Here is a 26,444-nt window from a genome sequence, read left to right as displayed (position 1 = left end):
TCCGCCCGTGGCGTATACTCGCCGCCGCCCTTTCAGCCCGCCCCGCGCCGGAGATCGCCAATGGATCCAGCACTGTTCGAAGAGTGGATGATGACCGGTCTGGTCAGCATCCTGATCATTTTCATGGGTTTCATCGTCTGGGATCTGGCGAAGAAGTCCAAGGCCGGGCGGTTCGGCTCGTTCATTCTGTTTTTCGTGCTGGGCCTGGGCGTGGCCGCGTTCATCATCAAGAGTGTGGTGATCGGCCTGATCGAATCCGGTGCCTTATAAACGCGCCGGCACTTGCTGCCACTGGCCCTGATCCAGCCCTTCAATCGTCCAGTCGCCTATCCTGACCCGCACCAGCCGCAACGTCGGCAGGCCGACCGCAGCGGTCATGCGCCGCACCTGACGGTTGCGTCCCTCGCGAATCACCAGTTCCAGCCATGCAGTCGGGATGGTCGCGCGAAAGCGTACCGGCGGGTTGCGCGGCCACAACTGGGGCTCATCCAGTTGCCGCGCTTCGGCGGGCAGCGTCATGCCGTCATTCAACTCGACGCCATCACGCAGGCGCTGCAACTGCTCGGCCGTCGGCTCGCCTTCCACCTGCACCCAATAAGTCTTCGCCAGTTTGTGTTTCGGATCGGCGATGCGCGCCTGCAACTGGCCGTCGTTGGTCAGCAGCAATAAACCTTCGCTGTCGCGATCCAGACGTCCGGCCGGATAAATCCCCGGCACATCGATGTAATCCTTGAGCGTCGCCCGCCCTTCGCCGTCGCTGAACTGCGTCAGCACATCGAAGGGTTTGTTGAACAGGATCAGCTTCGGCTCGGCCGGCGGCGCTTTGGCGACACGGCGTGGCGAGGAAGACTGCGGCTTCGCACCGGGACGGCGCGAAGGTGGACGTGGCGGACGGGACATAAGAAAGAGAACATTTAGCGATCAGGGCTGACAATGCTAGTGCCCCGACCGCCAAATGACCACGACTAACCGTTAGCGGAACGGCGGCTCGTCGAAGCTGCGCAGTTTGCGCGAGTGCAGCGAATTGAGTTCGGTGCGCAGCAGATCCACCGCTTCGATGCCGATCTTCAAGTGCTGGCTGACCGCGCGTTCATAGAAAGCGTTGGCCGAGCCCGGCAGTTTGATTTCGCTGTGCAGCGGTTTGTCCGAAACGCAGAGCAACGTGCCGTACGGCACCCGCAGGCGATAACCTTGCGCGGCGATCGTGCCGCTTTCCATGTCCACCGCCACCGCGCGGGACAGGTTGATGAGTGGCCGTTCCTGAGCCCAGCGCAATTCCCAGTTACGGTCGTCATAGGTCAGAACCGTGCCGGTGCGCAGGCGCTTCTTCAGATCGTCGCCCTTCTCGCCGGTGACATTCGCCGCTGCCTGTTGCAGGGCAAGTTGCACTTCGGCCAATGCCGGGATGGGGATATTCGGCGGTACCACGCGATCGAGAATGCCGTCGCGACGCATATAAGCGTGAGCCAATACGTAATCGCCGATGGTCTGCGACTGACGCAGGCCGCCGCAGTGGCCGATCATCAGCCAGCAATGCGGGCGCAACACGGCCAGGTGATCGGTGATGTTTTTGGCGTTGGACGGGCCGACGCCAATATTCACCAGCGTGACGCCGTGACCGTCATTGGCGATCAAGTGATACGCAGGCATCTGATAACGGTGCCAGACCACACCGGCGGCGATTGCGGATGCCTCACCGTGGTCCATGCTCTTGTCGATGATCACGTTGCCCGGCAGGACCATGCGCACGAAACGCGGGTCGTTGCGCAGTTGCTCCAGGCCATGGACGATGAACTGATCGACGTAACGGTGATAGTTGGTCAGCAGAATCCACGGTTGTACATGGCGCCAGTCGCTGCCGGTGTAATGCACCAGACGGCGCAAGGAAAAGTCCACGCGCGCGGCGTCGAACAGCGCCAGCGGCAGCGGATCGGTGTTTTCCCAATCGTAGAGACCGTCGGCAATGCCATCGGTGGCCGCGGACAGGTCGGTACTCGGGAACACTCGCGCCAGCACCGCCGCAGTGACGCCGGAACCGGCCAGTTCATCGCCCTGCTCGACCACGTACGGATACGGAATGTTCTGCTGGCTGACGCCGACTTCGACGGTCACGGTGAAGTCGTGCATCAACGGCGTCAGTTGTTCGAGCAGGTATTTGCGAAATGCTGCCGGGTGGGTGACGGTGACGCTGTAAGTGCCCGGCAACTGCACCTTGGCGTACGCCCGGGTGGTCTGCGGGACTTCGCCCTGGCAGTGGTAGGTCAGACGCAGTTCGGGATAACGAAACAGGGCACGCTGTTCGGCGTCGGGCTCGACGCGGTCCTTGAGGTAACGCTTGAGGGCAGAATTCAGCGCGTTGGTGGCCCGCTCATGCAGCTCGGCCAGACGATCCACGGCTTGTTCGGCGGTTTGAACGACAATAAACGCTTCGGTCACGATCAGCTTCCTGTGTTCTGACTTGCAGAGCTTCATCTTGCCTGCATCGTGGTCGCACGGGAACAGTGGCATGTTGGCAATGCGTTCATCTGCGCATAAATCCTGTGGGAGCGGGCTTGCTCGCCAATTCGGTTTGTCATTCAACTTGGATGTCGACTGATACACCGCTATCGCGAGCAAGCCCGCTCCCACAGGGTTTTGTGGTGTTTGGAAGATTGGGCTTAGAAAAGCTGTGGGGTCGAGCGGGCGACGATGGCTTCAACGTCCAGCCCACGCGGCAATGCCCCGTAGACGCGGCCGCCACCACTCAAGCGGCTGGCAATAAAAGCATCACTGACGGCTGAATTTCCGGCCTCCAACAAAAGCCTGGCCTGCAAACCGAGCGCGATGTCTTCGGTCAATTGCCGCGCCCGATACTGAATGTCGCTGGTGTCCCTGAACTGCGCCTGCAAGCGCTGAATATGCTCAGCCAAACGCTTGTCGCCATGGCCATCGCCCAGTTCGCTGAACAGCACATCCAGCACGCCTGGCTCTTTCGACAGTGCGCGCAGCACGTCGAGACACTGCACATTCCCCGACCCTTCCCACGTCGAATTCACCGGTGCTTCGCGGTACAGGCGCGGCAGGATGCTGTCTTCAACATAACCGGCACCGCCCATGCATTCGGCGGCTTCGTTGATCATCCCTGGCGCACGTTTGCAAATCCAGTATTTGCCCACCGCCGTTACCAGCCGCGCGAATTGCGCTTCGTGGCGATCATCGAGGTGATCCAGCGCCTTGCCCATGCGCAGACTCAGGGCCAGCGCGGCTTCGCTTTCCAGCGCCAGATCGGCCAGTACGTTTTGCATCAGCGGCTGCTCGCTGAGCAACTTACCGCCGACCTTGCGGTGCGCGCAGTGATGGCTGGCCTGGGTCAGCGCCTGGCGCATCAACGAGCTGGAACCGACCATGCAATCGAAACGGGTCATCGCCACCATCTCGATAATGGTCGGCACGCCGCGCCCCTCTTCGCCGATCATCCACGCCAGCGCGCCACGGAACTCCACTTCGCTGGAGGCGTTGGACTGGTTGCCGAGTTTGTTTTTCAGACGCTGGATATAGAACTGATTACGCGAGTCATCCGGGCGATGGCGCGGCAGCAGAAAGCAGCTCAGACCCTTGTCGGTCTGCGCCAACGTGAGAAAGGCATCGCACATCGGCGCCGAGCAGAACCACTTGTGCCCGACCAGTTCATACGCCTGGCCCGGGCCGCTGGCACCGACCGGATAAGCCTTGGTGGTGTTGGCGCGCACGTCGGTGCCGCCCTGCTTCTCGGTCATCGCCATGCCGATGGTCACGCCGGCCTTGTGCGCCATGCCAACGTTGCGCGGGTCGTATTCGGTGGCGAGGACTTTCGGCAGCCACTGTTCGGCCAGGTCCGGCTGCAAGCGCAGGGCCGGCACGCTGGCGAAGGTCATCGTCAACGGGCAGCCACTGCCGGCTTCAGCCTGGCTGTGCAGATAGGTCATCGAAGCGCGGGCAACCTGTGCGCCGTCCTGCGCGTGTGCCCACGGCAGCGAGGTCAGGCCATGTTCGATCGCGGTGCGCATCAGCTCGTGGTAAGCGGGGTGAAACTCGACCAGATCGATGCGATGGCCGTAGCGGTCATGGCTGGCAAATACCGGTTTGTTCTGGTTGGCGAGAAACCCCGCTTCCATCAGCGGCCCCCCCGCCAGTGCGCCGTAGGCATCGATCCGCGACTCGGCCCAACCGGCGCCGAAGCGCCGCGACCACTCCTGTAGCGGCAGGTCGATGCGGTACAGGTTGGTGCCGTCCAGCGATGGCGGCTGATTGGTGACTTCGTGGGTTTCGGCGAACTGATGCAGGTTCATGACGGCGCTCCGTGTTCAGCAATGGCACCAGTTAAGCACTGGTGCTTTTTTGAACAAAGTGTCATAGACGCCGTTTTTGCGGCGCTTTTACCCCATCAGCAACTGAGCACGCGGCGCTGCAACGCAGCCTGCAGATCCTCGAATTTCACCGGTTTGTGCAGATAGTCGATGGCCGCACCCGGGGCGCATTGCTCGCGGTCAGCGCTCAACGCGAGCATGAACACCGGCAAATGCGCACAGCCCGGCAGCGCATGGATCTGGCAGCACAGCGATGCACCTTCGTGGCAGGGCAACTGGCAATCGATCAGCACCGCATCGAAGCTTTCCCGCTGCAGACAGTCCAGTGCGGCGGCGCCGCTGTCGGCGCTGCGCACACGAAAACCGAGCTTGAGCAGCATGCCGCGCATCACCAGTTGGTTGACGCTGTTGTCGTCCACCAGCAGCACCGTGCAATCCTGCGGCGCACGAATGCAATCGCGGGCGGGCTGATCCGCAGCCGCTTCGATAATCGGCAGTTCGAATTCGACATCGAGCTGGAATCGGCTGCCGCATCCAGGCTCGGAGCGGTGAGTAAGTTTGCCCCCTAGCAGTTCGACCAGTTGTCGGCAGATCGCCAGCCCCACCCCCAGGCCGCCGTATTCGCGAGTCATCGAACCGTCGAGCTGGAAGAAGCGCTGATACAGCGTGGCCTCGCCCAGATCGGTGAAACCGATGCCGGTGTCGATCACCGCAAACGACAGCGCCATGCGGTTATCCGTCGACGGCCGCCCCGTGACGCGCAGCGCCAGACCGCCGACACGGGTGAACTTGATTGCATTGTCCAGCAGGCATTCCAGACACTGCGCCAGTTTCGCGCCGTCGCCGTGCAGGCGATCCGGCAGGATCGGCAGCACCTCGACCTTGAAGTCCAGCGACTTGCTCGCCGCATTACCTTCGAACTGCACGCGCAGCGCCTCAACTACCGCACGCAGGCTGAAACTGCCTGGCGTGACCTTGAGCTTGCCGGCCTGCAATTCAGTAAGCGTGAGGATACCGTTGACCATGCGCATCATGTCGCGGGCGGAACCGGCGGCGGTCTGTTGATATTGCTCAAGCTCGGGATCGAGGTCGACGGTCTGCATCAGCTCCAGCGAACCGATCACCCCGTTCATCGGCGTGCGCAGTTCGTGGGTCAAAGTGGCGAGGAATTCATCCTTGAGCTTGTTGCTGTGGGCCAGTTGCTGGTTGAGCACTTCGAGCTTCTGCCCGGCGTCATACAAGGTCTGCGCCTGTTGCTCGCGCATGGCGTTGATGCGGTCGGCCAGCGCCAGCGACAGCAGCGCGACCTCGATCGCCGAGCCGATCTGGCTGGCGTACATGGTCAGGAACACGTTGGGCAGCAGGCCCAGCACCATCAGCGTGTTGACGATGCCGCCGAGCAGGAATGCCGACCAGGCGATAATGAAGTAACGCGCCACCCGCAAGCCGCGCCACCAGGCGAGGATCCCGGCCGCAAAGATCACCACGGTGAAGGTCAACGCCAGTGTGGTCGCCAGGCGCAGGGCCAGGGCGTAGCTGGTCATCAGCGACAGACCGATCACCAGCGCACTGAAGGCAATCAAACCGATCAGCAAGCGATCCAGCCAGGCGCTGTGGGTTTTGGTCTGCAAAAAGCTGCGGGCAAACTGGCTGCCGAACAGGCCGGCGCAACCGATGAAAAACGGCGTCGCGGCGTTGGCCCACCATGGGTTGTCCGGCCAGAAATACTCGACCGCCGCGCCGTTCACCGACAATTGATAGAGGCCGAACGAGCCGATATAGAAGATGTAATAGAGGTAACTTGTGTCGCGCACGCTCAGGTAGATGAACAGGTTGTAGACCAGCATCCCCAGCAGCACGCCATAAATGATGCCGAGTACATACAGGCGCACCGGCTGATCTTCAAGGTACGCGGTGCTGGACCACAACGTTACCGGTGCCTGAATCGAGCCTTCACTGGCCAGGCGCAGGTACAGCGTTTGCTGTTGATCCGGTTTGAACGGCAAGTCGAACAGGTAATTGTTCTGGCGGATCTCGCGGCTGGCGAACGGCAATGCATCGCCGGTCTGGCGCACCAGTCGGTATTCGCCGCTGGCGTCGGGCAAGTACAAGTCGAGGTGATCAAGCGGCGGATACGCCAGTTCCAGCAGCCAGGTGCGCTGGGCGGCCGGGTTGCTCGGGCGGTAATGCAGGTCGATCTTCAGCCAGAACGCCGAACGTGAATAACCGGCATTGAGCGTGGCTTTGTCGTGGGCTTTGAACTGGCTGGCATCTTGTGCGCGGACGTCGGCAATCGTCGCCTGACCGCTCGGGTCTTCGAACACTTGCAGCGATCGGCCCAGTGGCAGGCTCTGGGTGAATTCGTCGAATTCGACGGCGCTCGCCATGAGCGGCAAGCAGAACAGCAACATCAGCAAATAGCGCATTGAAGCCCCAGCGTGGCTCGTCCGGTTGTGTCAGGAAGCCCCCCATTCCCTTTGAGTAGACGTAAAACCGGTATTACCTGTGATTGTTTGGATCCAGCCTAGCATAGCCGTTGATGGCCATTGAGCACCATGGAAATTTTTCCTACAACGGCTCTAGAACGGGCGTTACAGGGCAAAGCACCGAGATAGAGCTGTTGGAATGGTCAGGAACGTCAAAGATTGCAGCCTCCGGCAGCTCCGGCATTTATCTTGCTCTGCCACCCACACCCGTAAATCAGCTTTGGTGGTAAGCTCGCGCACCATGAATATCTACAGCTCCCGCCCCGTTGTCCTCTGTCTCTCCGGCCACGACCCCAGTGGTGGCGCCGGCTTGCAGGCAGATATCGAAGCCTTGCTTGCGCAGGGTTGCCATGCGGCTCCGGCCGTCACCGCCCTGACCGTGCAAGACACCGTCAACGTCACTGACTTTCGCGTCCTCGACCGCGAGTGGGTACTGGCTCAGGCCAACGCCGTGCTCAACGACTCCGAAGTCGCGGCGGTGAAACTGGGCATGCTTGGTTCGCTGGAAATGGTCGACACGGTTGTCGAACTGCTCTCGGCCCACCCGCATCTGCCGGTGGTCTGCGACCCGGTGCTGCGTGCCGGCGGCGGCGGACGCCTGGGCAAGGACGAGGTCGGCTATGCGATGCGCGAGCGTCTGCTGCCGCTGTCGATCATTGCTACCCCGAATCTTCCCGAGGCACGCATCCTCGCCGAACTGCCCGAAGGCACGGCCGACGAGTGCGCGGAAAAACTCCTGCCATTCATCAAAAACCTGCTGATCACCGGCGGCCACGGCGACGAGACTGAAATCCACAACCGCGTGTACAGCCGCGACGGCCTGCGTGAGACCTTTATCTGCCAGCGCCTGCCGGGCAGCTATCACGGCTCGGGTTGTACGCTGGCCAGCGCCCTCGCCGGTCGCCTGGCTCAGGGCGAACACCTCGCCAGCGCCGTGCGCAGTGCGCTGGATTACACCTGGCGGACCCTGCGCGACGCGGAACAACTGGGCCGAGGCCAGTTCGTGCCGCGTCGCCTGCCGCTGGATTTCTGCTCGTAACGTCGTGAGGTCTGTCCGATGAAACTACGTGGCCTGTATGCCATTACCGACAGCCAGTTGCTGGCGGGCAAGTTTCTGTCTTACGTGGAGGCGGCGCTCGATGGCGGCGTCACCCTGCTGCAATACCGCGACAAAAGCAGCGACGAGGCACGCCGCCTGCGCGAGGCCGAGGCGCTGCGCAATCTGTGCGAGCGTTACAAGACGCAGTTGATCATCAACGATGACGCTGAGCTGGCCGCGCGCCTCAATGTCGGCGTGCACTTGGGCCAGACCGACGGCCCGCTATCGCCGACCCGCGCCCTGCTCGGTTCGAAAGCGATCATCGGTTCGACCTGTCACGGGCAAATCGCCCTGGCTGAACAGGCCGCCAAAGAAGGTGCGAGTTACGTCGCCTTCGGCCGCTTCTTCAATTCCACCACCAAACCCGGTGCGCCGAGTTGCAGCCTCGACTTGCTCGACGAAGCCAAACGCACGCTGCACTTGCCGATTTGCGCGATTGGCGGCATCACCCTCGATAACGCCGCGCCACTGGTCGAGCATGGGGTCGATCTGCTCGCCGTGATCCACGGCCTGTTCGGCGCCCAGAGCTGCGCCGAAGTGACCCGCCGCGCCCGCGCCTTCAACGAACTTCTGAAAATCTGATTTGAGAGCCCGATCATGTCTCGTTCCGAAACCCTGTTTGCCAATGCTCAGAAACACATCCCCGGCGGCGTCAACTCGCCGGTGCGCGCGTTCAAGAGCGTCGGCGGCACACCGCTGTTCTTCAAACATGCCGAAGGCGCTTACGTCACCGACGAAGACGACAAGCGTTATGTCGATTACGTGGGTTCGTGGGGGCCGATGATCCTTGGCCACAGCCACCCGGACGTGCTCGACGCGGTGCGCAATCAACTGCAGCACGGCCTGTCCTACGGCGCGCCGACGTCGATGGAAACCGAGATGGCCGATCTGGTCTGCTCGCTGGTGCCGTCGATGGACATGGTGCGCATGGTCAGCTCCGGCACCGAGGCGACCATGAGCGCGATCCGTCTGGCCCGTGGTTTCACCGGTCGCGACAGCATCATCAAGTTCGAAGGCTGCTACCACGGTCACTCTGACAGCCTGCTGGTCAAGGCCGGTTCCGGCGCTCTGACCCAGGGCGTACCGAGCTCCGCCGGCGTCCCGGCTGCATTCGCCAAACACACCCTGACCCTGCCGTTCAACGACATCGAAGCGGTCGAGCAGATGCTTGCCGAAGTCGGTGAGGACGTCGCCTGCATCATCGTCGAGCCGGTCGCCGGCAACATGAATTGCGTGCCGCCAGCGCCGGGCTTTCTCGAAGGCCTGCGTTCGCTCTGTGACAAGCATGGCGTGGTGCTGATTTTCGACGAAGTGATGACCGGTTTCCGTGTCGCTCTCGGCGGTGCCCAAGCGCATTACGGCGTGACGCCGGACCTGACCACCTTCGGCAAGATCATCGGTGGCGGCATGCCGGTGGGCTGCTTCGGTGGCAAGCGCGAGATCATGCAGCGCATCGCCCCGCTGGGCCCGGTGTACCAGGCCGGTACGCTGTCGGGTAATCCGCTGGCGATGGCGGCCGGCCTGACGACTTTGCGTCTGATCAGCCGCCCGGGTTTCCACGCCGAGCTGACCGACTACACCGCGCGCATGCTCGACGGCCTGCAGCAGCGAGCCGATGCTGCGGGCATCCCGTTCGTGACCACCCAGGCTGGCGGCATGTTCGGTCTGTACTTCAGTGGCGCCGACGACATCGTCACCTTCGACGACGTGATGGCCAGCGACGCAGCACTGTTCGGTCGCTTCTTCCACCTGATGCTGGAAGGTGGCGTGTACCTGGCGCCGAGTGCCTTCGAAGCTGGGTTCACGTCGATCGCCCACGGCGAAGCCGAGTTGCAACTGACGCTGGACGCTGCCGAGCGTGCCTTCGCCGCGTTGAAATAATCGCCGCACCGCTGACGTTGGCTATGGCCAGCGTCAGCTTTCACCTACATCCGCTTGGTTTTTCCAACGTGCCTGCGCAAATCCTGCCTGAATCGGGCGATATATTCCCCACGCAGCAGAAAAACGAGTAAAGACTTTGTAAGGTTGGCCCTGCTTATTTCATAATGCGCGCTTATTGGATCCCTCGACGGGTCCGCGTGCCCTTCAGAGGTAAGTCGATTCCCATGAACCGCACCGGCCGCACCCTTGCATTGGGCTGCCTGTTGCTCCTTCAGCCCCTGCTCGCGCATGCACAAGCAGGCGGCAACTCGTTGTTGATCCCGGCGATGGGTCGTTGCACCCTCAATACTCAGCCGCAAGACGTCACGCAGGCACTGGCCGCCTGCCAGAAAGCGGCGGACGAAGGGGACGCGCAAGCGCAATACGAGTTGGGTGAGTTCTACTACGACGGCAAGAACGCGCCGCGCGACCTCAATCAAGCCCTGAGCTATTTCGAAAAAGCCTCATTGCAAGGCCACGCCCAGGCGCAATTCAAGCTCGGCAGCATGTTCTTCCACGGTGAAGGCGTGCAGGCCAACAATATCCAGGCCTACATCGTGCTGAAGATGGCAGCGGTCAACGGTGCCGAAGAGGCGCTGGACACGGCTGACGAAGTCTCGGAAAAGATGTCCCGCGAAGATCTGGAAACCGCTACCCAGGTGCTCGGGCAGATTTTCCGCAAATACCTGATGGAACTGCAAAGCGCCGATGGGCGTACGCCGTTTTCGCCGCTTCCCTGACTATTGATCGTTCCCACGCTCTGCGTGGGAATTCATCCCGTGACGCTCCGCGTCACCGACGCGGAGCATCGAAGGCGGCATTCCCACGCAGAGCATGGCAACGATCATCTGAAACCGGGTTACTTCTCGGGCATCGGCATCGGGAACGGCATGACATTGCCGACCGCGCCGCGGGCTTCGCTGATTTTCGGTGTGCCCAGACGCTCTACTTCGTCGATGCGCACAATCGAATGCATCGGCACAAAGCTGCGCACCACGCCTTCGAATTGCGCCTTGAGCTTTTCTTCGCTCGGATCGACGACCATTTGCGTGCGCTCGCCAAAGACGAATTCTTCAACTTCCAGGAAACCCCACAGATCACTCTGATAGATCTGCTTGGCGTACATTTCGAACACCTGGCCCTGGTTGAGGAAAATCACCTTGTAGATTGGAGCTTCGCGTTTGGTCATGGCGGGCGGATAACATCGGGGTAAAAATGGGGGCGCGAACTATAGCATAGCCACCGGACGCACAGCGGTAGGAACCTGACGGCTTGTTCCCTATAATGCGCGGTTCTTTGAATCACGTGACGACCCGAATCCATGGCCAAGAAGCTTTACATCGAAACCCACGGTTGCCAGATGAACGAGTACGACAGCTCGCGCATGGTCGATCTGCTGGGCGAACATCAGGCCCTGGAAGTCACCGCCCGCGCGGAAGACGCCGACGTGATTCTGCTCAACACCTGCTCGATCCGCGAGCGCGCGCAAGATCGCGTGTACTCGCAGCTCGGCCGCTGGCGCGAACTGAAGCTGGCCAACCCGGAGATGGTGATCGCCGTCGGCGGTTGCGTGGCGAGCCAGGAAGGCGCGGCGATCCGCGATCGCGCACCGTACGTCGACGTGGTGTTCGGCCCGCAGACCCTGCACCGCCTGCCGGAAATGATCGACGCCGCACGCATCACAAAGCTGCCGCAGGTCGACGTGTCGTTCCCGGAAATCGAAAAATTCGACCACTTGCCCGAGCCGCGCATCGATGGCCCGAGCGCCTATGTGTCGGTGATGGAAGGTTGCAGCAAATACTGCACGTTCTGCGTGGTGCCTTATACCCGAGGCGAAGAAGTCAGCCGACCGTTCGATGATGTGATCGCCGAAATCATTCACCTCGCCGAAAACGGCGTGCGTGAAGTGACCTTGCTCGGGCAGAACGTCAACGGCTACCGCGGCCAGACCCACGATGGACGTCTGGCCGATCTGGCCGAACTGATCCGCGTGGTCGCCGCTGTCGATGGCATCGACCGCATTCGCTACACCACCTCGCACCCGCTGGAGTTCTCCGACAGCCTGATCCAGGCCCACGCCGAAGTCCCGGAACTGGTCAAGCACCTGCATCTGCCGGTGCAGTCGGGCTCGGACCGGATTCTCGCGGCGATGAAGCGCAACCACACAGCGCTGGAGTACAAATCCAAGCTGCGTAAACTGCGCGCCGCCGTGCCGGGGATCTGCATCAGCTCGGACTTCATCGTCGGCTTCCCCGGTGAAACCGAAAAAGACTTCGAACAGACCATGAAGCTGATCGCCGATGTCGGCTTCGACTTCTCCTACTCGTTCGTTTACAGCCAGCGCCCCGGCACCCCGGCGGCAGACCTGGCTGACGACACCCCGGAAGAGTTGAAGAAAGAACGTCTGAATGCGCTGCAACATCGCTTGAATCAGCAAGGCTTCGAAATCAGCCGACAAATGGTCGGCTCGATCCAGCGCATTCTGGTCACCGATTATTCGAAGAAAGACCCGGGTGAGCTGCAGGGGCGCACGGAGAATAACCGTATCGTCAACTTCCGCTGCGACAATCCCACCCTGATCGGTCAGTTCGCCGACGTGCACATCGACGCCGCGCAGCCACACTCGCTGCGTGGTTCTTTAATTCAATAGCATCACATTTCCCTTGTGGGGGCGGGCCTGCTCGCGAAAACGGTGTATCAGCATCGTCGATGGAGGCTGACACGACGCTTTCGCGAGCAAGCCGCTCCCACAGGTCAAGCGCAGCGGCGCTTATCGGCTGAGCTGATTTAAGAGCTTTCGCACCCACGCCACTGGCGTTATCCTTGATTTCACTTCAATTGCCCCAGGGCGGCTAAATACGACCTTGAACGCACCTATCGAACCACATCGCTTTCTCCTCGAGCCGTTTGAGGCTCGCCGCTTCGCCAATCTGTGCGGGCAATTCGACGAGCATTTACGCTTGATCGAACAGCGCCTGGCCATCGAGATCCGCAACCGCGGAAACCAGTTCGAGCTGATTGGCGATCCAAAACTCACCACATCTGCGGAAAACCTGCTGCGCCGCCTGTACCGGGAAACCAAGGGTACCGAGCTGTCGCCAGACCTGGTGCACCTGTTCATTCAGGAATCAGCAGATCTCGACAACCCCGCCCCTGCCGAAGCGACCGTCGCCCTGCGCACCAAGAAAGGCATGATTCGCCCGCGCGGCTTGAATCAGCAGCGCTACGTGAAGGAAATCCTCGGTAACGACATCAACTTCGGCATAGGCCCGGCCGGTACCGGCAAGACCTATCTGGCCGTGGCCTGCGCGGTTGACGCGCTGGAGCGCGAGCAGATCCGCCGCATCCTGCTGGTGCGTCCGGCGGTCGAAGCGGGCGAAAAACTCGGTTTCCTGCCCGGCGACCTGTCGCAGAAGATCGACCCGTACCTGCGCCCGCTTTACGACGCGCTGTACGAAATGCTCGGCTTCGAATATGTCGCCAAGCTGATCGAAAAACAGGTGATCGAAGTCGCACCGCTGGCCTACATGCGCGGTCGCACGCTGAACAACAGTTTCATCATTCTCGACGAGAGCCAGAACACCACGGTCGAGCAAATGAAGATGTTCCTGACACGCATCGGCTTCGGCTCGACCGCCGTCATCACGGGTGACATCACCCAGGTCGACCTGCCGCGCGGCACCAAGTCCGGGCTGCACCATGTCATTGAAGTGCTCAAAGACGTGCCGGGCATCAGCTTCACCCACTTCCAGCCCAAAGACGTCGTGCGCCACCCGTTGGTGCAGCGGATTGTCGAGGCCTACGAGCGCTTCGAGACCCGTGCCGAAGCCGCCAGGGAAGCCTCGCGCGATGCTTGAGCTGGATCTGCAAATCGCCACCGAGGCCAGCGCGCCAAGTGAAGCCGAGTTCCGCCAATGGTGCGAACTGGCTCTGCGTCAGCGCAGCGCCGACTCGGAGATGACCATCCGTCTGGTCGACGAGGAAGAAGGCCGCGAGCTTAACCACACCTGGCGCCACAAGGATTACGCGACCAATGTGTTGTCATTCCCGGCCGAAGTACCCGACGAGTTTCTCGATATTCCGCTGCTCGGCGATCTGGTGATCTGCGTGGCCGTGGTCGAACGCGAAGCCGCCGAGCAGGGCAAGGAACTAAAGGCCCACTGGGCACATCTGGTCATTCACGGCTGCTTGCATCTGCTCGGTTACGACCATATAGATGACGACGAAGCCGAGGAAATGGAAGCACTGGAACGCGAGTTACTTGCTGAACTGGGCTATCCCGATCCGTACGCGGACGACGAAACCGAACCAACCCCCATCGTTACAACAAAGGATTCAGAGTAATCGCTATGAGCGAAGATCGATCGAGCAACGGGCAGAAGTCATGGCTGGGTAAACTGACCCAGGCTTTTGCCCACGAGCCGAAGAACCGTCAGGAGCTCCTTGAGCTGCTGCGTGATGCACATCAGAACAAACTGCTGGACAGCGAAGCGCTGGCCATCGTCGAAGGCGCCATCCAGGTGGCTGACCTGCAAGTACGCGACATCATGGTCCCGCGCTCGCAGATGATCAGCATCAAGGCGACTCAGACCCCCCGCGAATTTCTCCCTGCCGTGGTCGACTCGGCCCACTCGCGCTACCCGGTCATCGGCGAAAGCCATGACGACGTGATGGGCGTGCTGTTGGCCAAGGACCTGCTGCCGCTGATCCTCAAGGAGAACGGCGACAGTTTCAACATCAAGGACCTGCTGCGCCCGGCCACTTTCGTGCCGGAGTCCAAGCGTCTCAACGTGTTGCTGCGTGAATTCCGCGCCAACCACAACCACATGGCCATCGTCATCGACGAATACGGCGGTGTGGCCGGCCTGGTGACCATCGAAGACGTGCTCGAGCAGATCGTCGGCGACATCGAAGACGAGCACGACGTCGAAGAAGACAGCTACATCAAGCCGCTGCCCAGCGGTGACTTCCTGATCAAGGCACTCACGCCGATCGAAAACTTCAACGAGTTCTTCGACAGCGAATTCTCCGACGACGAGTTCGACACCGTCGGCGGTCTGGTGATGAGCGCGTTCGGCCACTTGCCAAAACGCAACGAAATCACTGAAATCGGCGCCTATCGTTTCCGCATCCTGAATGCCGACAGTCGTCGGATTCATTTGCTGCGACTCACGCCAATCGCTCGGTAACAAACTTAAGGACTGAAATGCGCTGGACTACCCGCCCCGGCTGGCCCGGTAACCTGCTGGCCGTGGCGGCCGGTGCTATCACCACCTTCGCTCTCGCCCCGTTCAACATCTGGCCGCTGGCATTGCTGGCGGTCGGTCTGTTCTATGCCGGCTTGCGTGAACTGAGCCCGCGTCAGGCGCTGGGCCGTGGCTGGTGCTTCGGCTTCGGCCTGTTCGGCGCCGGTACCAGCTGGATCTACTACAGCATTCACCACTTTGGCGGCGCTTCGGTGTTACTCGCCGGGTTCTTGATGCTGCTGTTCACAGCGGCAATTGCCTGGTTCTTCGCCCTGCCCGCCTGGCTGTGGGCGCGCTGGTTGCGCCGTAACGAAGCACCGGTCGCCGATGCCTTGGCCTTTGCGGCGTTGTGGGTCGGGCAGGAAGCGTTTCGCGGCTGGTTCCTTACCGGTTTCCCATGGCTGTATTCGGGTTACAGCCAGCTCGACGGCCCGCTGGCCGGGCTCGCACCGGTGGGCGGCATGTGGCTGGTGTCGTTTGTTCTGGCACTGACGGCGGCGCTGATCTACAACGCGCCGCGCCTGTTGCAGGCGCGGCGCAAGGGTTTTATCGCGGCCGGTCTGGTGCTTCTGGTCGGCCCTTGGGTGACGGGTATCGCCCTTAAAGGCCATGCCTGGACCAGCCCGTCCGGTGCACCGCTGACGGTCGCCGCGATTCAGGGCAACGTCGCGCAAAGCATGAAATGGGACCCAGCCGAGCTCAACGCGCAACTGGCGCTGTACCGCGACTTGAGTTTGCGCTCCAAACCGGTCGACCTGCTGATCTGGCCGGAAACCGCCGTGCCGGTCCTGAAGGAGTCCGCCGAGGGCTACCTGACGATGATGGGCAACTTCGCCGCCGAGCGTAAATCGGCGCTGATCACCGGTGTGCCGATTCGCCAGACCGTGCATCACGAACGGCGCTTCTTCAACGGCATCACAGTGGTCGGCGAAGGTGACGGCACTTACCTGAAGCAGAAACTGGTGCCGTTCGGGGAATATGTTCCGTTGCAGGATGTGTTGCGCGGCTTGATCGCATTCTTCGACCTGCCAATGTCGGACTTCGCTCGCGGCCCGTCCGATCAGGCGCTGTTGCAAGCCAAGGGTTACCAGATCGCACCGTTTATCTGCTACGAAGTGGTCTATCCGGAATTCGCCGCCGGGCTGTCGGCACGCAGTGATCTGTTGCTGACGATCAGCAACGACACCTGGTTCGGCACCTCGATCGGCCCGCTGCAGCACTTACAGATGGCGCAGATGCGCGCACTGGAGGCCGGACGCTGGATGATCCGCGCGACCAACAACGGCGTTACCGGTCTGATCAACCCGTTCGGCCAGATCACCGAGCAGATTCCGCAGTTCGAGCAAGGCGTGCTGTACGGCGAAGTGGTGCCGATGCACGATCTGACACCCTATTTGCAATGGCGCTCGTGGCCGCTGATCGTGTTGTGCATGCTGCTGTTTGGCTGGGCGCTGATGGCCAGCCGGATATCGAAGACTCTTTAAAGCAAAAGATCGCAGCCTGCGGCAGCTCCTACATGGGATTGAGATTCCCTCTGTAGGAGCTGCCGCAGGCTGCGATCTTTGATCTTCAGCGGTAAAACAGCGAATACTCCACCTGCCCCACCGCCTCATTGAGCAGTTGCCCGCTCTGCCAGATCGATTTGAACTCGGGCAGCCAGCCGCCAAACGGCCGGGCGTTATCAGTGCCGAGGAAGCCAACCGGCGCCGGTACCACCTCGAATCCCGCCTGTTCAAAGCTCCACACCGCGCGCGGCATGTGCCACGCCTGCGTCACCACGACGACCCGCTTGATCTCCTGCGGCAACAGAATATCTGCCGTCATCCTGGCGTTTTCCCATGTGGTGCGGCTCGCGCCTTCCTGCCAGCGAACGGTCACGTCGAAGTCATCGCGCAGTGAATCCGCCATCAATTTCGCCTCGGTCGGTGGCGTGCCGTAATGCAGGCCGCCACTGGTCAGGATCGGCAAGCCCGAGGCTTTGGCCAGGCGTGCGGCGTATCGCTGACGCTCAAGGCCGACGCCGGTCGGCTGGTCTTCGCCCCAAGCCAGATCACCGCGCTCACGCCCCGAACCCAACACCACAATCGCATCGGCGCGTTGCGCCAGGGTCGTCCACTCTGACCGCGCTAGCGGCGGCTCACGTTCCAGCGCCTTGGCGCCCCACTGCACCACCACCGGCAGGCTCATCAGCAGCAGGCCACCAAAACCAATGCCGAAACACACGCCCGCCAGGCGCGGCCGCGAGCGGCGCAGCCACCAGGCGGCCAGCAACAGCAGCAAAAGAATGCCGGGCGGCAATAAAAGTTGTTTGATGAAATATCGAAAGGGCATCGGGCATCTCCAAAGATGCCCGAAGCCTAAGAGTGTTAATTACGAGTTACAACCAATAGGCGGGATCCTGTTGCAAAAGATCCGTGTCCTGACCTGCCATGCGCTTACTTGGCCTGCACAGAACGCACCTTGCCGGTGTCTCTGCGCGGCGCCTTGTCCTTGAGCCAGATGACCTTGGCCGAATGTGTCGCATCGAGCTGCTTCACTGCTTGAGACAGGCATCCCTGCGTTTCACGTTCACTGCGATCCAGATAGGCCTTGACCAGTTTGAACTCGGCGGGGCTCAAGCCACGCAATTCCAGTTCCAGGGGGCGCTCGTCGCGCAGCCGGCCAGCGGTTTTCACGGCGTCCAGCGCCATGCCCAGACGATCGATCAACCTTTCGTACAACTCGGGTTTCGTTACGTTTTTTTTCCGTTGCTCCACCATCCCTCACCTCATTGAAGATAAGACTCACTCCCCAGTTAGAGCTTAGCTTCGCTGCACGAACCGGCTACACGCCGCGACCAACGGCCCTCGCCACTCAGACGCTCGGGCAAACAGCTGTAATCAGGGTTTCCCTCGGTCAAGCGCGGTCATGTATGCTACGGCGCTTCCTGTCATTCCACTTCCAGCGCATCCCGGATGCCGCCGTCGAAGAGGATTAGGCCACCCCTATCCAGTACAAAAGTAGCCATGCACGAACAATATCAGCCCCGTGAGATCGAAGCCGCCGCCCAGTCCTTCTGGGATGAGCAAAAGTCCTTTGAAGTCAGTGAACAGCCAGGCAAGGAAACCTACTACTGCCTGTCGATGTTCCCTTACCCCAGCGGCAAGCTGCACATGGGCCACGTGCGCAACTACACCATCGGCGACGTGATCTCGCGTTACCAGCGCATGCAGGGCAAAAACGTTCTGCAGCCAATGGGTTGGGATGCGTTCGGCATGCCGGCGGAAAACGCCGCGATGAAGAACAACGTAGCGCCCGCCAAGTGGACCTACGAAAACATCGCTTACATGAAGTCGCAGCTGCGCAGCCTCGGCCTCGCCGTGGACTGGTCCCGTGAAGTGACCACCTGCAAGCCGGACTATTACCGCTGGGAGCAATGGCTGTTCACTCGCCTGTTCGAAAAGGGAGTGATCTACCGCAAGAACGGCACCGTGAACTGGGACCCGGTCGACCAGACCGTACTGGCCAACGAGCAAGTCATCGACGGGCGCGGCTGGCGCTCCGGCGCGCTGATCGAAAAGCGCGAAATCCCGATGTACTACTTCAAGATCACCGCTTACGCGGACGAGCTGCTGGAAAGCCTCGACGAACTGACGGGCTGGCCAGAACAGGTCAAGACCATGCAGCGCAACTGGATCGGCAAGTCCCGTGGCATGGAAGTGCAGTTCCCGTACAACGTCGATTCGATCGGCGAAGCCGGCACTCTGAAAGTCTTCACCACCCGTCCGGACACACTGATGGGCGCGACCTATGTCGCCGTGGCCGCCGAGCACCCGCTGGCTACCCTGGCCGCGCGGAACAACCCTGAGCTGCAAGCGTTCATTGCCGAGTGCAAGGGCGGCAGCGTCGCTGAAGCCGATGTCGCCACCCAGGAAAAGAAAGGCCTGCCCACCGGCCTGTTCGTCGAGCACCCGCTGACCGGTGAAAAACTGCCGGTGTGGGTCGCCAACTACGTGCTGATGCACTACGGCGACGGCGCGGTCATGGCCGTACCGGCGCACGACGAGCGCGATTTCGAATTCGCCCACAAGTACAACCTGCCGGTGAAATCGGTGGTGCGCACCAGCTCCGGTGACACCAACCCCGCGCCGTGGCAAGACGCCTACGGCGAGCATGGCACGCTGATCAACTCCGGTGAGTTCGACGGCCTCGACTTCGCCGGCGCATTCGACGCCATGGAAGTGGCCCTGATCAAGAAAGAGCTGGGCGCCTCGCGCACCCAGTTCCGCCTGCGCGACTGGGGCATCAGCCGCCAGCGCTACTGGGGTTGCCCGATCCCGATCATCCACTGCGCTGCGTGCGGTGACGTACCAGTGCCGGAAGATCAATTGCCTGTCGTTCTGCCGGAAGACGTGGTCCCGGACGGCGCCGGTTCGCCGCTGGCGCGCATGCCCGAGTTCTACGAGTGCAGCTGCCCGAAATGCGGCGCACCGGCCAAGCGTGAAACCGACACCATGGACACCTTTGTCGAGTCGTCCTGGTACTACGCCCGCTACGCCTCGCCGCACTTTGAAGGTGGTCTGGTCGAGAAATCCGCCGCTGATCACTGGCTGCCGGTGGATCAGTACATCGGTGGTATCGAACACGCCATTCTGCACCTGCTCTATGCGCGTTTCTTCCACAAACTGATGCGCGACGAAGGTCTGGTCAGCTCCAACGAGCCATTCAAAAACCTGCTGACCCAAGGCATGGTGATCGCCGAGACTTACTATCGTCGCGAAGCCAACGGCGCCTATACCTGGTTCAACCCGGCCGACGTAGAACTGGAACGCGACAGCAAAGCCAAGGTCATCAGCGCCAAACTGAAAACCGACGGCCTGCCGGTGGAAATCGGCGGTACCGAGAAGATGGCCAAGTCGAAGAACAACGGCGTCGACCCGCAGTCGATGATCGACCAGTTCGGCGCCGACACCTGCCGTCTGTTCATGATGTTCGCCTCGCCGCCTGACATGAGCGCGGAATGGTCGGACTCCGGCGTTGAGGGCTCGCACCGCTTCCTCAAGCGCGTCTGGCGTCTGGCGCAAGCTCACGTCACTCAGGGCTTGCCGGGCAAACTCGATATCGCCGTTCTGAGCGACGAGCAGAAGACCGTGCGTCGTGCGATCCACCTGGCGATCAGGCAGGCCAGCCATGACGTCGGCCAAAACCACAAATTCAACACGGCCATCGCTCAGGTGATGACGCTGATGAACGTACTGGAAAAAGCCGCGCAAGGCAGCGAACAGGACCGCGCGCTGCTGCACGAAGGCCTGGAAGCGGTGACCCTGCTGCTGGCGCCGATCACCCCGCACATCAGCCATGAATTGTGGAAGCAGTTGGGCCACGCCGATGCCGTAATCGACGCAGGCTGGCCGGCCGTGGATGAAAGTGCTCTGGTGCAGGACAACCTGACCCTGGTCATTCAGGTCAACGGCAAGCTGCGAGGGCAGATCGAAATGCCCGCCAGCGCCACTCGCGAAGAAATCGAAGCCGCCGCGCGCGTCAACGAAAACGTGCTGCGTTTCGTTGACGGCCTGACCATTCGCAAGGTGATCGTGGTACCGGGCAAACTGGTCAACATCGTCGCCAGCTAAATTGGATCGGGTGCCGGGTCGCCTGGCACCCAGTTAAACCTTTCGGGCCGCAGAGTCGGCTCACCTGGTTTCAAGGGGAGCAACACAATGATCAAACGCAATCTGCTGGTGATGGGCCTCGCCGTTCTGCTGAGCGCCTGCGGTTTCCAGTTGCGTGGTACCGGCACCAACGAACTGTCGATCAAGGAACTCGACCTGAGCGCGCGCAATGCTTACGGCGAAACCGTGAGACAGCTGCGTCAGACGCTGGAGTCCAGCGGCGTCAAGGTCTACACCGGTGCGCCGTACAAGCTGTATTTGGCTGACGAGCAGGAAAGCCAGCGCATCCTCAGCTATGCCGGTGCCGGTCGCACGGGCGAGTACCAGGTCAGCACCGTGCTGAGTTATGACATCCGCGGCGACAAGGATCTGTCCCTGCTCAGCGACAAACTCGAAGTGCAGAAGGTCTTCATTCACGACGGCAACAACCTGGTCGGCTCCGATCAGGAAGCCAACGACGCCCGTAATGAAATCCGCCGCGAGCTGGTGCAGCGCATGATGCTGCGCTTGTCGCAGCTGACCCCGGGTCAGTTGCAACAACTGCAACAAACCGCCAATGACCGCGCCAAGGCTGAGGCCGATGCGCTGGAAGCGGCGCAAAAGGCTGAGGCGGAAACTCCGCGTCAGTCGCCGCTCGAAATTCCGCAGCAGTAAGCCGGCCGGGGCGCTCAGGCGCCCCGCTCGCCCTTCTTATGAAGCTCGCTCCCGCGCAACTCGGCAAACACCTGCAAGGCGCACTCGCGCCGGTCTACATCATCAGCGGCGATGACCCGTTGCTGTGTCAGGAAGCCGCCGACGCCATCCGCAGTGCTGCTCGCCAGCAAGGTTTCGATGAACGCCAGGTCTTCGCCGCCGACGCCAATTTCGATTGGGGCACGTTGCTGCAAGCTGGCGCGAGCATGTCGCTGTTCGCCGAAAAACGCCTGCTGGAGCTGCGTCTGCCATCAGGCAAACCCGGCGACAAAGGTGCTGCGGCGCTGATCGAATACTGTTCGCGCCCCGCTGAAGACACTGTTCTGCTGATCAGCTTGCCCAAGCTCGATGGCAGCGCGCAGAAAACCAAATGGGGCAAAGCGCTGGTCGAAGGCCCGCAAACCCAGTTCGTGCAGATCTGGCCGGTGGATGCCAATCAGTTACCGAGCTGGATCCGTCAGCGCCTGTCGCAGGCAGGCCTGTCGGCCAGCCAGGACGCGGTCGAACTCATTGCTGCGCGTGTCGAGGGCAACCTGCTCGCCGCCGCGCAGGAAATCGAAAAGCTCAAGCTGATGGCCGAAGGTGGGCAGATCACCGTCGAAACCGTGCAGGCTGCGGTAGCTGACAGTGCACGTTTTGACGTGTTCGGCCTGACCGACGCGGTGCTCAACGGCGAGCCGGCCCACGCCTTGCGCATGCTTGAAGGTTTGCGCGGCGAAGGCGTCGAGCCGCCGGTGATCCTCTGGGCGCTGGCGCGGGAGTTGCGCCTGCTGGCCAATATCTCCCTGCAATACAGTCAGGGCACGCCGCTGGACAAGTGCTTCAGCCAGTCGAAACCGCCGGTCTGGGACAAGCGCAAGCCACTGATGAGCAAGGCTCTGCAACGCTATTCGGCGCAACGCTGGGCGCAGTTGCTGCTCGAAGCGCAGCGTATCGATGCACAGATCAAGGGCCAGGCAGCCGGTTCGCCGTGGATGAGCCTCAGTCGCCTGGCTCTGTTGATGGCAGGCCAGCGCCTGTCTTTACCTGCCGAATAAGATCAAGAGATCGTCCGAACGCGGCCCGAGCCTTCGGCTGCTCTTACACCAATCCTTGCAGGAGCTGCGGCACGCTGCGATCTTTTGATCTTGTTTTCCCACAAACATTACCCATATTTGCCCTATAGACAGACGCGTCACATCGGCAGATTATTTCCCCCGCAAAATCCACCTCACCGAGAGAATCTTCATGAGCAAAAAGCCAGCAAAGCATGGCCCCAACAAGGCCAAATCCATCGTCGCCCAGCCCTTGTTCCGCAGCCGCCAGGAACGACCAGCCAAGGGCAAAGGCAGCTACCGCCGCGAAGCCTTCCGGTCTGACAACCGGGAGGCTTTTTACTTTCTGGCTGCCTGAGGCGCACTACCCCCCGCTCATGTTAAGGTCTGCACCTGATTCGTTTCCCCTGGAACTGTGCATGCCCCCAAGTCTTTCCCGTCGATGGCCCGTGCGCCAATTGATCGCTGCCTCCAGCTTCATCCTGCTTGTCGCCTGCGCGGAAAAACCCACCGCCGCCGATGCACAACCCCTTCAAGCCGCCCCGGTCACCACGGCCCCAGCGATCATCCCGCCGGTAGTGCCGTCCGCTGATCCGCTCGACATTCAACCGACCCAGACCTTCGCCGAATGGCAAGCCGGTTTCCGCAAGGATGCCTTGGCCTCCGGGATTCGCCCCGAGCTGTTCGATCAGGCATTTGCCAATGTCAGCTTCGACGCCAGCGTGATTCGTGCCGATCGCAGTCAGCCGGAGTTCTCTCGTCCGGTGTGGGAATACCTCGACGGTGCGTTGTCACCGTTGCGCGTGCGTAAGGGTCAGGCGCTGATCAATCAGTACGCCGACATTCTGCAAAGCATCGAGCAGCGTTATGGCGTTGATCGTCAGGCACTGGTCTCGGTGTGGGGCATGGAAAGCAATTTCGGCCAGTTTCAGGGCAGCAAGTCGGTGATCAACTCGCTCGCTACCCTCGCCTACGAAGGCCGTCGTCCAGGCTTTGCCCATGCGCAATTGATCGCCGCCCTGCAGATTCTGCAACAGGGCGATATCACGCCGGAGAAAATGCTCGGCTCGTGGGCCGGAGCAATGGGCCAGACCCAGTTCATTCCGACCACTTACAATACTCACGCCGTGGACTTTGACGGCGACGGTCGCCGCGACATCTGGGGCAGCCCGGCCGATGCGCTTGCCTCGACCGCTCACTACTTGCAAAGCTCGGGATGGCAGCGTGGCCAGCCGTGGGGCTTCGAAGTACAGCTGCCGAGTGGCTTCAACTACACCCTGGCCGATGGCGCGATTCGTAAAAGCGTCGCCGAATGGCGGCAACTGGGCGTGAACCTGCCCAATGGCGCGCAGGTGCCAGCCGGCTCCGAACAACTCTCCGCTGCCCTGCTGTTGCCGGCCGGTTATCGCGGCCCGGCGTTCCTGATCCTCGACAACTTCCGCGCGATTCTCAAGTACAACAATTCCTCGTCCTATGCACTGGCGGTAAGCCTGTTGTCCGAGCGCTTTGAAGGCGCGGGTCTGATCAATGGCAATTGGCCGAAAGATGATCTGCCGCTAAGCCGCACGGAACGCATCGAACTGCAAACGCTGCTCAGCGCGCGCAACTACGACGCCGGCACGGCGGACGGGATTATCGGCGCCAATACGCGCAAAGCGATTCGCAGTGCCCAGCAAGCGCTGGGGTGGCCGGCAGATGGTTATCCGACGCACAAGTTGCTTGAAAGCCTTCGCGCCCAATAAAAGCTTTCGGGAGCAAGCCCCCTCCCACATTCGACGGTGTTCCAACTGAAGGACGCGTTCAAATGTGGGAGGGGGCTTGCTCCCGAAGACAATTTGTCCATCGACAAATCTTCAATCTTTGATGACTACATCCTGCTCCAGCAGCAACTCCTGCTTCCCCGCATCCAGCCGCACCAGCGCGCCCAACGGCAGCGTCAGGTTCGGGTCGCAATGGCCACTGCGCCAACCCGACAACACCGGAATCCGCAACGGCCCAAAGGTTTGCTTGAGCAAGCGATTCAGCGCGGTGACATCCACCCCGGCGATATCACCAACCAGCACACCGCGCAGTCGGGCCAGCTTGCCGGCCAGACGCATCTGGGTCAGGAGCCGGTCGATGCGATACAACGGCTCGTTGATGTCTTCAATGAACAGAATCACCCCTTCGACGTCGATTTCGTAAGGCGTGCCCAGGGTCGCGGCGATCATCGCCAGATTGCCGCCGAGCAAGCGCCCATGCGCGATGCCCGGTTCGACGGTTGATAACGGATACGCCACCGGATGGCTCAGCACACTCCCCGTCCTCATTTGCCCGCGCAGCATGGCGAAAAATGAAGTCACCGTCGGCGGCTCCTTGTCGCCCAGCAAGTCGGCATTGAGCAGCGGTCCGTGAAAGGTCACAAAACCGGCGTAACGACTGATCGCCAGGTGCAACGCGGTGATATCGCTGTAGCCGACAAACGGCTTGGCATGACGGCTCAGCAGATCGTAATCGATGCGGTCCAGCAGACGCGGTGTGCCGTAGCCGCCGCGCAGACAAATGATCGCGTCGACTTCGGGATCAACGAACGCCGCGTGCAGATCGCGCAGGCGTACCTCGTCACTGCCGGCCAGATAGCCATCCCTTTCATAGACGCCGGGAAAGACTTTCAGCCCATAGCCGCGGGCGCGCATCCATTGCACCGCCTTATCAGTGTCCAGAGCACCAGGGCCGGCAGGTGCAATGACACCGATCAGCCCTTCCGAGGGCAGTGCGGGCACGGCTTTGTGAGGGCAAAGTGTATGGGTCGGTCGAACGGTCATCCTTGGATCTCCCTGTGAATTGATGCTCACACATTAGTCAGGAACGTGAACAAACAGAAGAGGATCACTCACGCCGTGCTTCGAAGGAAAAATCAGCAGCGAATGTAGGCCGGGCAAAAAAATGCCCGCCGGGCTATCAAACCTCGGCGGGCATATTCTGTGGCGCTGAATCAGGAACCCAGCAGCTCGGCCTTGACCAGCTTCGCCTGTTCGTCGGCGTGGTACGAGGAGCGTACCAGCGGACCCGAAGCGACGTTCTTGAAGCCCATCTTGTAACCTTCCTCGGCGAACCAGGCGAAGGTGTCCGGGTGCACGAAACGCTGCACCGGCAAGTGGCTGCGCGACGGCTGCAGGTACTGACCGAGAGTCAGCATGTCGATGTCGTGTTCGCGCATGCGCTTCATGACTTCGATGACTTCGTCGTCGGTCTCGCCCAGCCCCAGCATCAGGCCGGACTTGGTTGGAATGTGCGGCATCATCTGCTTGAAGCGTTGCAGCAGGGTCAGCGACCACTGGTAATCCGAACCCGGCCGCGCGGCCTTGTACAGACGCGGCACGGTTTCCAGGTTGTGGTTGAACACATCCGGCGGCTCGGCGGCGGTAATTTCCAACGCAATATCCATGCGCCCACGGTAGTCCGGGACAAGGGTCTCAAGCTGCACGTTCGGCGACAGTTTGCGGATTTCGCGGATGCAGTCGGCAAAGTGCTGAGCACCGCCGTCACGCAGGTCGTCGCGGTCAACCGAAGTGATCACCACGTATTTGAGCTTGAGGTCAGCGATGGCGATGGCCAGGCTTTCCGGCTCGTTGACGTCCAGTGGCTTCGGACGACCGTGGCCAACGTCGCAGAACGGGCAGCGACGGGTGCAGATGTCGCCCATGATCATGAAGGTCGCGGTGCCGCCGGAGAAGCATTCGCCTAGGTTCGGGCAGGACGCTTCTTCGCAGACACTGTGCAACTTGTGCTTGCGCAACAGGCTCTTGATGCGGTCGACTTCCGGCGACACCGGGATGCGCACGCGGATCCAGTCGGGTTTCTTCGGCAGTTCGGTGGTCGGGATGATCTTGACCGGGATGCGTGCAACCTTCTCGGCGCCGCGCAGCTTGACGCCGGCTTCAACCTTGGGACGCGGGGCCGGGCGCTCGGTCACGTCGAGCGTCGGGATCATGGTTTGCACTGCATCAG

Annotated in this window: 24 protein-coding genes; 15 read left to right on the top strand and 9 right to left on the bottom strand. The window is 61.3% G+C overall.

The window, feature by feature from the left end:
- Window positions 1-60: 60 nt before the first annotated feature.
- The gene (locus ACP7D9_RS17780) at window positions 61-270 is read left to right on the top strand and encodes a DUF2788 domain-containing protein (protein WP_016773053.1); all 210 of its coding nucleotides are present in this window, start codon (window positions 61-63) and stop codon (window positions 268-270) included.
- Here the strand turns inward: ACP7D9_RS17780 and ACP7D9_RS17775 are convergent.
- From ACP7D9_RS17775 to ACP7D9_RS17760, 4 genes are all read right to left on the bottom strand, one after another.
- Complete coding sequence (locus ACP7D9_RS17775) at window positions 265-900, bottom strand: pseudouridine synthase (RefSeq protein ID WP_426158861.1); 636 nt, start codon at window positions 898-900, stop codon at window positions 265-267. The genes ACP7D9_RS17780 and ACP7D9_RS17775 overlap by 6 nt on opposite strands.
- Window positions 901-972: 72 nt before the next feature.
- Complete coding sequence (amn, locus tag ACP7D9_RS17770) at window positions 973-2,472, bottom strand: AMP nucleosidase (protein WP_178081222.1); 1,500 nt, start codon at window positions 2,470-2,472, stop codon at window positions 973-975.
- 185 nt (window positions 2,473-2,657) lie between these two features.
- Window positions 2,658-4,307 (bottom strand): acyl-CoA dehydrogenase family protein, encoded by a 1,650-nt coding sequence (locus ACP7D9_RS17765; RefSeq protein WP_426158859.1) that lies wholly within the window; start codon window positions 4,305-4,307, stop codon window positions 2,658-2,660.
- A gap of 95 nt (window positions 4,308-4,402) precedes the next feature.
- On the bottom strand, window positions 4,403-6,751 hold the full coding sequence (locus tag ACP7D9_RS17760; protein WP_101160564.1) for a hybrid sensor histidine kinase/response regulator: 2,349 nt from the start codon (window positions 6,749-6,751) through the stop codon (window positions 4,403-4,405).
- Between the two features lie 301 nt (window positions 6,752-7,052).
- Here ACP7D9_RS17760 and ACP7D9_RS17755 point away from each other — a divergent pair, with 301 nt between their 5' ends.
- From ACP7D9_RS17755 to ACP7D9_RS17740, 4 genes are all read left to right on the top strand, one after another.
- The gene (locus ACP7D9_RS17755; protein ID WP_101160567.1) at window positions 7,053-7,850 is read left to right on the top strand and encodes a hydroxymethylpyrimidine/phosphomethylpyrimidine kinase; all 798 of its coding nucleotides are present in this window, start codon (window positions 7,053-7,055) and stop codon (window positions 7,848-7,850) included.
- 18 nt (window positions 7,851-7,868) lie between these two features.
- Window positions 7,869-8,492 carry a thiamine phosphate synthase gene (thiE, locus tag ACP7D9_RS17750; protein ID WP_313003857.1) on the top strand — a complete coding sequence of 208 codons (624 nt, stop codon included), beginning with the start codon at window positions 7,869-7,871 and terminating at the stop codon, window positions 8,490-8,492.
- Window positions 8,493-8,507: 15 nt separating this feature from the next.
- Entirely contained in the window at window positions 8,508-9,791 is a 1,284-nt protein-coding gene (gene hemL, locus ACP7D9_RS17745) for a glutamate-1-semialdehyde 2,1-aminomutase (protein WP_313003861.1), read from the top strand.
- Between the two features lie 224 nt (window positions 9,792-10,015).
- The gene (locus ACP7D9_RS17740) at window positions 10,016-10,570 is read left to right on the top strand and encodes a tetratricopeptide repeat protein (RefSeq protein ID WP_064364065.1); all 555 of its coding nucleotides are present in this window, start codon (window positions 10,016-10,018) and stop codon (window positions 10,568-10,570) included.
- A 119-nt stretch (window positions 10,571-10,689) separates the two neighbouring features.
- Here ACP7D9_RS17740 and ACP7D9_RS17735 read toward each other — a convergent pair whose 3' ends face one another.
- Window positions 10,690-11,019 carry a DUF1820 family protein gene (locus tag ACP7D9_RS17735; RefSeq protein WP_016773045.1) on the bottom strand — a complete coding sequence of 110 codons (330 nt, stop codon included), beginning with the start codon at window positions 11,017-11,019 and terminating at the stop codon, window positions 10,690-10,692.
- 132 nt (window positions 11,020-11,151) lie between these two features.
- Here ACP7D9_RS17735 and miaB point away from each other — a divergent pair, with 132 nt between their 5' ends.
- The 5 genes from miaB (at window position 11,152) to lnt (ending at window position 16,560) form a co-directional block, all read left to right on the top strand.
- The gene (miaB, locus tag ACP7D9_RS17730; RefSeq protein WP_101160579.1) at window positions 11,152-12,480 is read left to right on the top strand and encodes a tRNA (N6-isopentenyl adenosine(37)-C2)-methylthiotransferase MiaB; all 1,329 of its coding nucleotides are present in this window, start codon (window positions 11,152-11,154) and stop codon (window positions 12,478-12,480) included.
- 214 nt (window positions 12,481-12,694) lie between these two features.
- Window positions 12,695-13,687, top strand: a complete 993-nt coding sequence (locus ACP7D9_RS17725; protein WP_101160582.1) for a PhoH family protein — start codon at window positions 12,695-12,697, stop codon at window positions 13,685-13,687.
- Entirely contained in the window at window positions 13,680-14,174 is a 495-nt protein-coding gene (ybeY, locus tag ACP7D9_RS17720) for an rRNA maturation RNase YbeY (protein ID WP_101160585.1), read from the top strand. The genes ACP7D9_RS17725 and ybeY overlap by 8 nt, the downstream gene beginning before the upstream one ends.
- A gap of 5 nt (window positions 14,175-14,179) precedes the next feature.
- A complete protein-coding gene (locus tag ACP7D9_RS17715) occupies window positions 14,180-15,019 on the top strand; it encodes an HlyC/CorC family transporter (protein ID WP_007909641.1) in 840 nt (279 codons plus the stop codon).
- A 17-nt stretch (window positions 15,020-15,036) separates the two neighbouring features.
- Window positions 15,037-16,560: an apolipoprotein N-acyltransferase gene (lnt, locus tag ACP7D9_RS17710; RefSeq protein WP_426158853.1), complete on the top strand. Its 1,524-nt coding sequence runs from the start codon at window positions 15,037-15,039 to the stop codon at window positions 16,558-16,560.
- Between the two features lie 85 nt (window positions 16,561-16,645).
- Here the strand turns inward: lnt and ACP7D9_RS17705 are convergent, their stop codons facing one another.
- Both ACP7D9_RS17705 and ACP7D9_RS17700 read right to left on the bottom strand, forming a co-directional pair.
- Window positions 16,646-17,407, bottom strand: a complete 762-nt coding sequence (locus tag ACP7D9_RS17705) for a YdcF family protein (RefSeq protein WP_426158851.1) — start codon at window positions 17,405-17,407, stop codon at window positions 16,646-16,648.
- Window positions 17,408-17,511: 104 nt separating this feature from the next.
- The gene (locus tag ACP7D9_RS17700) at window positions 17,512-17,835 is read right to left on the bottom strand and encodes a hypothetical protein (protein ID WP_313003886.1); all 324 of its coding nucleotides are present in this window, start codon (window positions 17,833-17,835) and stop codon (window positions 17,512-17,514) included.
- A 246-nt stretch (window positions 17,836-18,081) separates the two neighbouring features.
- Between ACP7D9_RS17700 and leuS the strand changes: the two genes are divergently transcribed.
- From leuS to ACP7D9_RS17675, 5 genes are all read left to right on the top strand, one after another.
- The gene (gene leuS / locus ACP7D9_RS17695) at window positions 18,082-20,688 is read left to right on the top strand and encodes a leucine--tRNA ligase (protein ID WP_426158848.1); all 2,607 of its coding nucleotides are present in this window, start codon (window positions 18,082-18,084) and stop codon (window positions 20,686-20,688) included.
- Between the two features lie 87 nt (window positions 20,689-20,775).
- Window positions 20,776-21,381 carry an LPS assembly lipoprotein LptE gene (gene lptE / locus ACP7D9_RS17690; RefSeq protein WP_101160600.1) on the top strand — a complete coding sequence of 202 codons (606 nt, stop codon included), beginning with the start codon at window positions 20,776-20,778 and terminating at the stop codon, window positions 21,379-21,381.
- Between the two features lie 38 nt (window positions 21,382-21,419).
- On the top strand, window positions 21,420-22,457 hold the full coding sequence (gene holA, locus ACP7D9_RS17685) for a DNA polymerase III subunit delta (RefSeq protein WP_101160601.1): 1,038 nt from the start codon (window positions 21,420-21,422) through the stop codon (window positions 22,455-22,457).
- A 190-nt stretch (window positions 22,458-22,647) separates the two neighbouring features.
- Window positions 22,648-22,812, top strand: coding sequence for an alternative ribosome rescue factor ArfA (gene arfA, locus ACP7D9_RS17680; RefSeq protein ID WP_016773035.1), 165 nt, complete (start codon window positions 22,648-22,650; stop codon window positions 22,810-22,812).
- A gap of 61 nt (window positions 22,813-22,873) precedes the next feature.
- Entirely contained in the window at window positions 22,874-24,196 is a 1,323-nt protein-coding gene (locus ACP7D9_RS17675; protein ID WP_426158845.1) for a lytic murein transglycosylase, read from the top strand.
- Window positions 24,197-24,307: 111 nt separating this feature from the next.
- On the opposite strand, the gene ACP7D9_RS17670 is transcribed toward ACP7D9_RS17675, so the two are convergent.
- A complete protein-coding gene (locus ACP7D9_RS17670; protein ID WP_313003902.1) occupies window positions 24,308-25,258 on the bottom strand; it encodes a S66 peptidase family protein in 951 nt (316 codons plus the stop codon).
- A 170-nt stretch (window positions 25,259-25,428) separates the two neighbouring features.
- Window positions 25,429-26,427 carry a lipoyl synthase gene (gene lipA, locus ACP7D9_RS17665; protein ID WP_162130488.1) on the bottom strand — a complete coding sequence of 333 codons (999 nt, stop codon included), beginning with the start codon at window positions 26,425-26,427 and terminating at the stop codon, window positions 25,429-25,431.
- Between the last annotated feature and the right edge of the window lie 17 nt (window positions 26,428-26,444).

This window comes from Pseudomonas sp. TSRC2-2 (assembly GCF_049897785.1).
Taxonomy (GTDB): domain Bacteria; phylum Pseudomonadota; class Gammaproteobacteria; order Pseudomonadales; family Pseudomonadaceae; genus Aquipseudomonas.
The sequence above is the reverse complement of the archived record's forward strand: the minus strand, read 5'-3'. Positions and strand labels throughout refer to the sequence as shown.

Excerpts from the sequence above, each read along its gene's own strand:
- ACP7D9_RS17780 (WP_016773053.1), top strand. The coding sequence starts at position 61 with ATGGATCCAGCACTGTTCGAAGAGTGGATGATGACCGGTCTGGTCAGC.
- ACP7D9_RS17775 (WP_426158861.1), bottom strand. The coding sequence starts at position 900 with ATGTCCCGTCCGCCACGTCCACCTTCGCGCCGTCCCGGTGCGAAGCCG.
- amn (WP_178081222.1), bottom strand. The coding sequence starts at position 2,472 with ATGAAGCTCTGCAAGTCAGAACACAGGAAGCTGATCGTGACCGAAGCG.
- ACP7D9_RS17765 (WP_426158859.1), bottom strand. The coding sequence starts at position 4,307 with ATGAACCTGCATCAGTTCGCCGAAACCCACGAAGTCACCAATCAGCCG.
- ACP7D9_RS17760 (WP_101160564.1), bottom strand. The coding sequence starts at position 6,751 with ATGCGCTATTTGCTGATGTTGCTGTTCTGCTTGCCGCTCATGGCGAGC.
- ACP7D9_RS17755 (WP_101160567.1), top strand. The coding sequence starts at position 7,053 with ATGAATATCTACAGCTCCCGCCCCGTTGTCCTCTGTCTCTCCGGCCAC.
- thiE (WP_313003857.1), top strand. The coding sequence starts at position 7,869 with ATGAAACTACGTGGCCTGTATGCCATTACCGACAGCCAGTTGCTGGCG.
- hemL (WP_313003861.1), top strand. The coding sequence starts at position 8,508 with ATGTCTCGTTCCGAAACCCTGTTTGCCAATGCTCAGAAACACATCCCC.
- ACP7D9_RS17740 (WP_064364065.1), top strand. The coding sequence starts at position 10,016 with ATGAACCGCACCGGCCGCACCCTTGCATTGGGCTGCCTGTTGCTCCTT.
- ACP7D9_RS17735 (WP_016773045.1), bottom strand. The coding sequence starts at position 11,019 with ATGACCAAACGCGAAGCTCCAATCTACAAGGTGATTTTCCTCAACCAG.
- miaB (WP_101160579.1), top strand. The coding sequence starts at position 11,152 with ATGGCCAAGAAGCTTTACATCGAAACCCACGGTTGCCAGATGAACGAG.
- ybeY (WP_101160585.1), top strand. The coding sequence starts at position 13,680 with ATGCTTGAGCTGGATCTGCAAATCGCCACCGAGGCCAGCGCGCCAAGT.
- ACP7D9_RS17715 (WP_007909641.1), top strand. The coding sequence starts at position 14,180 with ATGAGCGAAGATCGATCGAGCAACGGGCAGAAGTCATGGCTGGGTAAA.
- lnt (WP_426158853.1), top strand. The coding sequence starts at position 15,037 with ATGCGCTGGACTACCCGCCCCGGCTGGCCCGGTAACCTGCTGGCCGTG.
- ACP7D9_RS17705 (WP_426158851.1), bottom strand. The coding sequence starts at position 17,407 with ATGCCCTTTCGATATTTCATCAAACAACTTTTATTGCCGCCCGGCATT.
- ACP7D9_RS17700 (WP_313003886.1), bottom strand. The coding sequence starts at position 17,835 with ATGGTGGAGCAACGGAAAAAAAACGTAACGAAACCCGAGTTGTACGAA.
- leuS (WP_426158848.1), top strand. The coding sequence starts at position 18,082 with ATGCACGAACAATATCAGCCCCGTGAGATCGAAGCCGCCGCCCAGTCC.
- lptE (WP_101160600.1), top strand. The coding sequence starts at position 20,776 with ATGATCAAACGCAATCTGCTGGTGATGGGCCTCGCCGTTCTGCTGAGC.
- holA (WP_101160601.1), top strand. The coding sequence starts at position 21,420 with ATGAAGCTCGCTCCCGCGCAACTCGGCAAACACCTGCAAGGCGCACTC.
- arfA (WP_016773035.1), top strand. The coding sequence starts at position 22,648 with ATGAGCAAAAAGCCAGCAAAGCATGGCCCCAACAAGGCCAAATCCATC.
- ACP7D9_RS17675 (WP_426158845.1), top strand. The coding sequence starts at position 22,874 with ATGCCCCCAAGTCTTTCCCGTCGATGGCCCGTGCGCCAATTGATCGCT.
- ACP7D9_RS17670 (WP_313003902.1), bottom strand. The coding sequence starts at position 25,258 with ATGACCGTTCGACCGACCCATACACTTTGCCCTCACAAAGCCGTGCCC.
- lipA (WP_162130488.1), bottom strand. The coding sequence starts at position 26,427 with ATGATCCCGACGCTCGACGTGACCGAGCGCCCGGCCCCGCGTCCCAAG.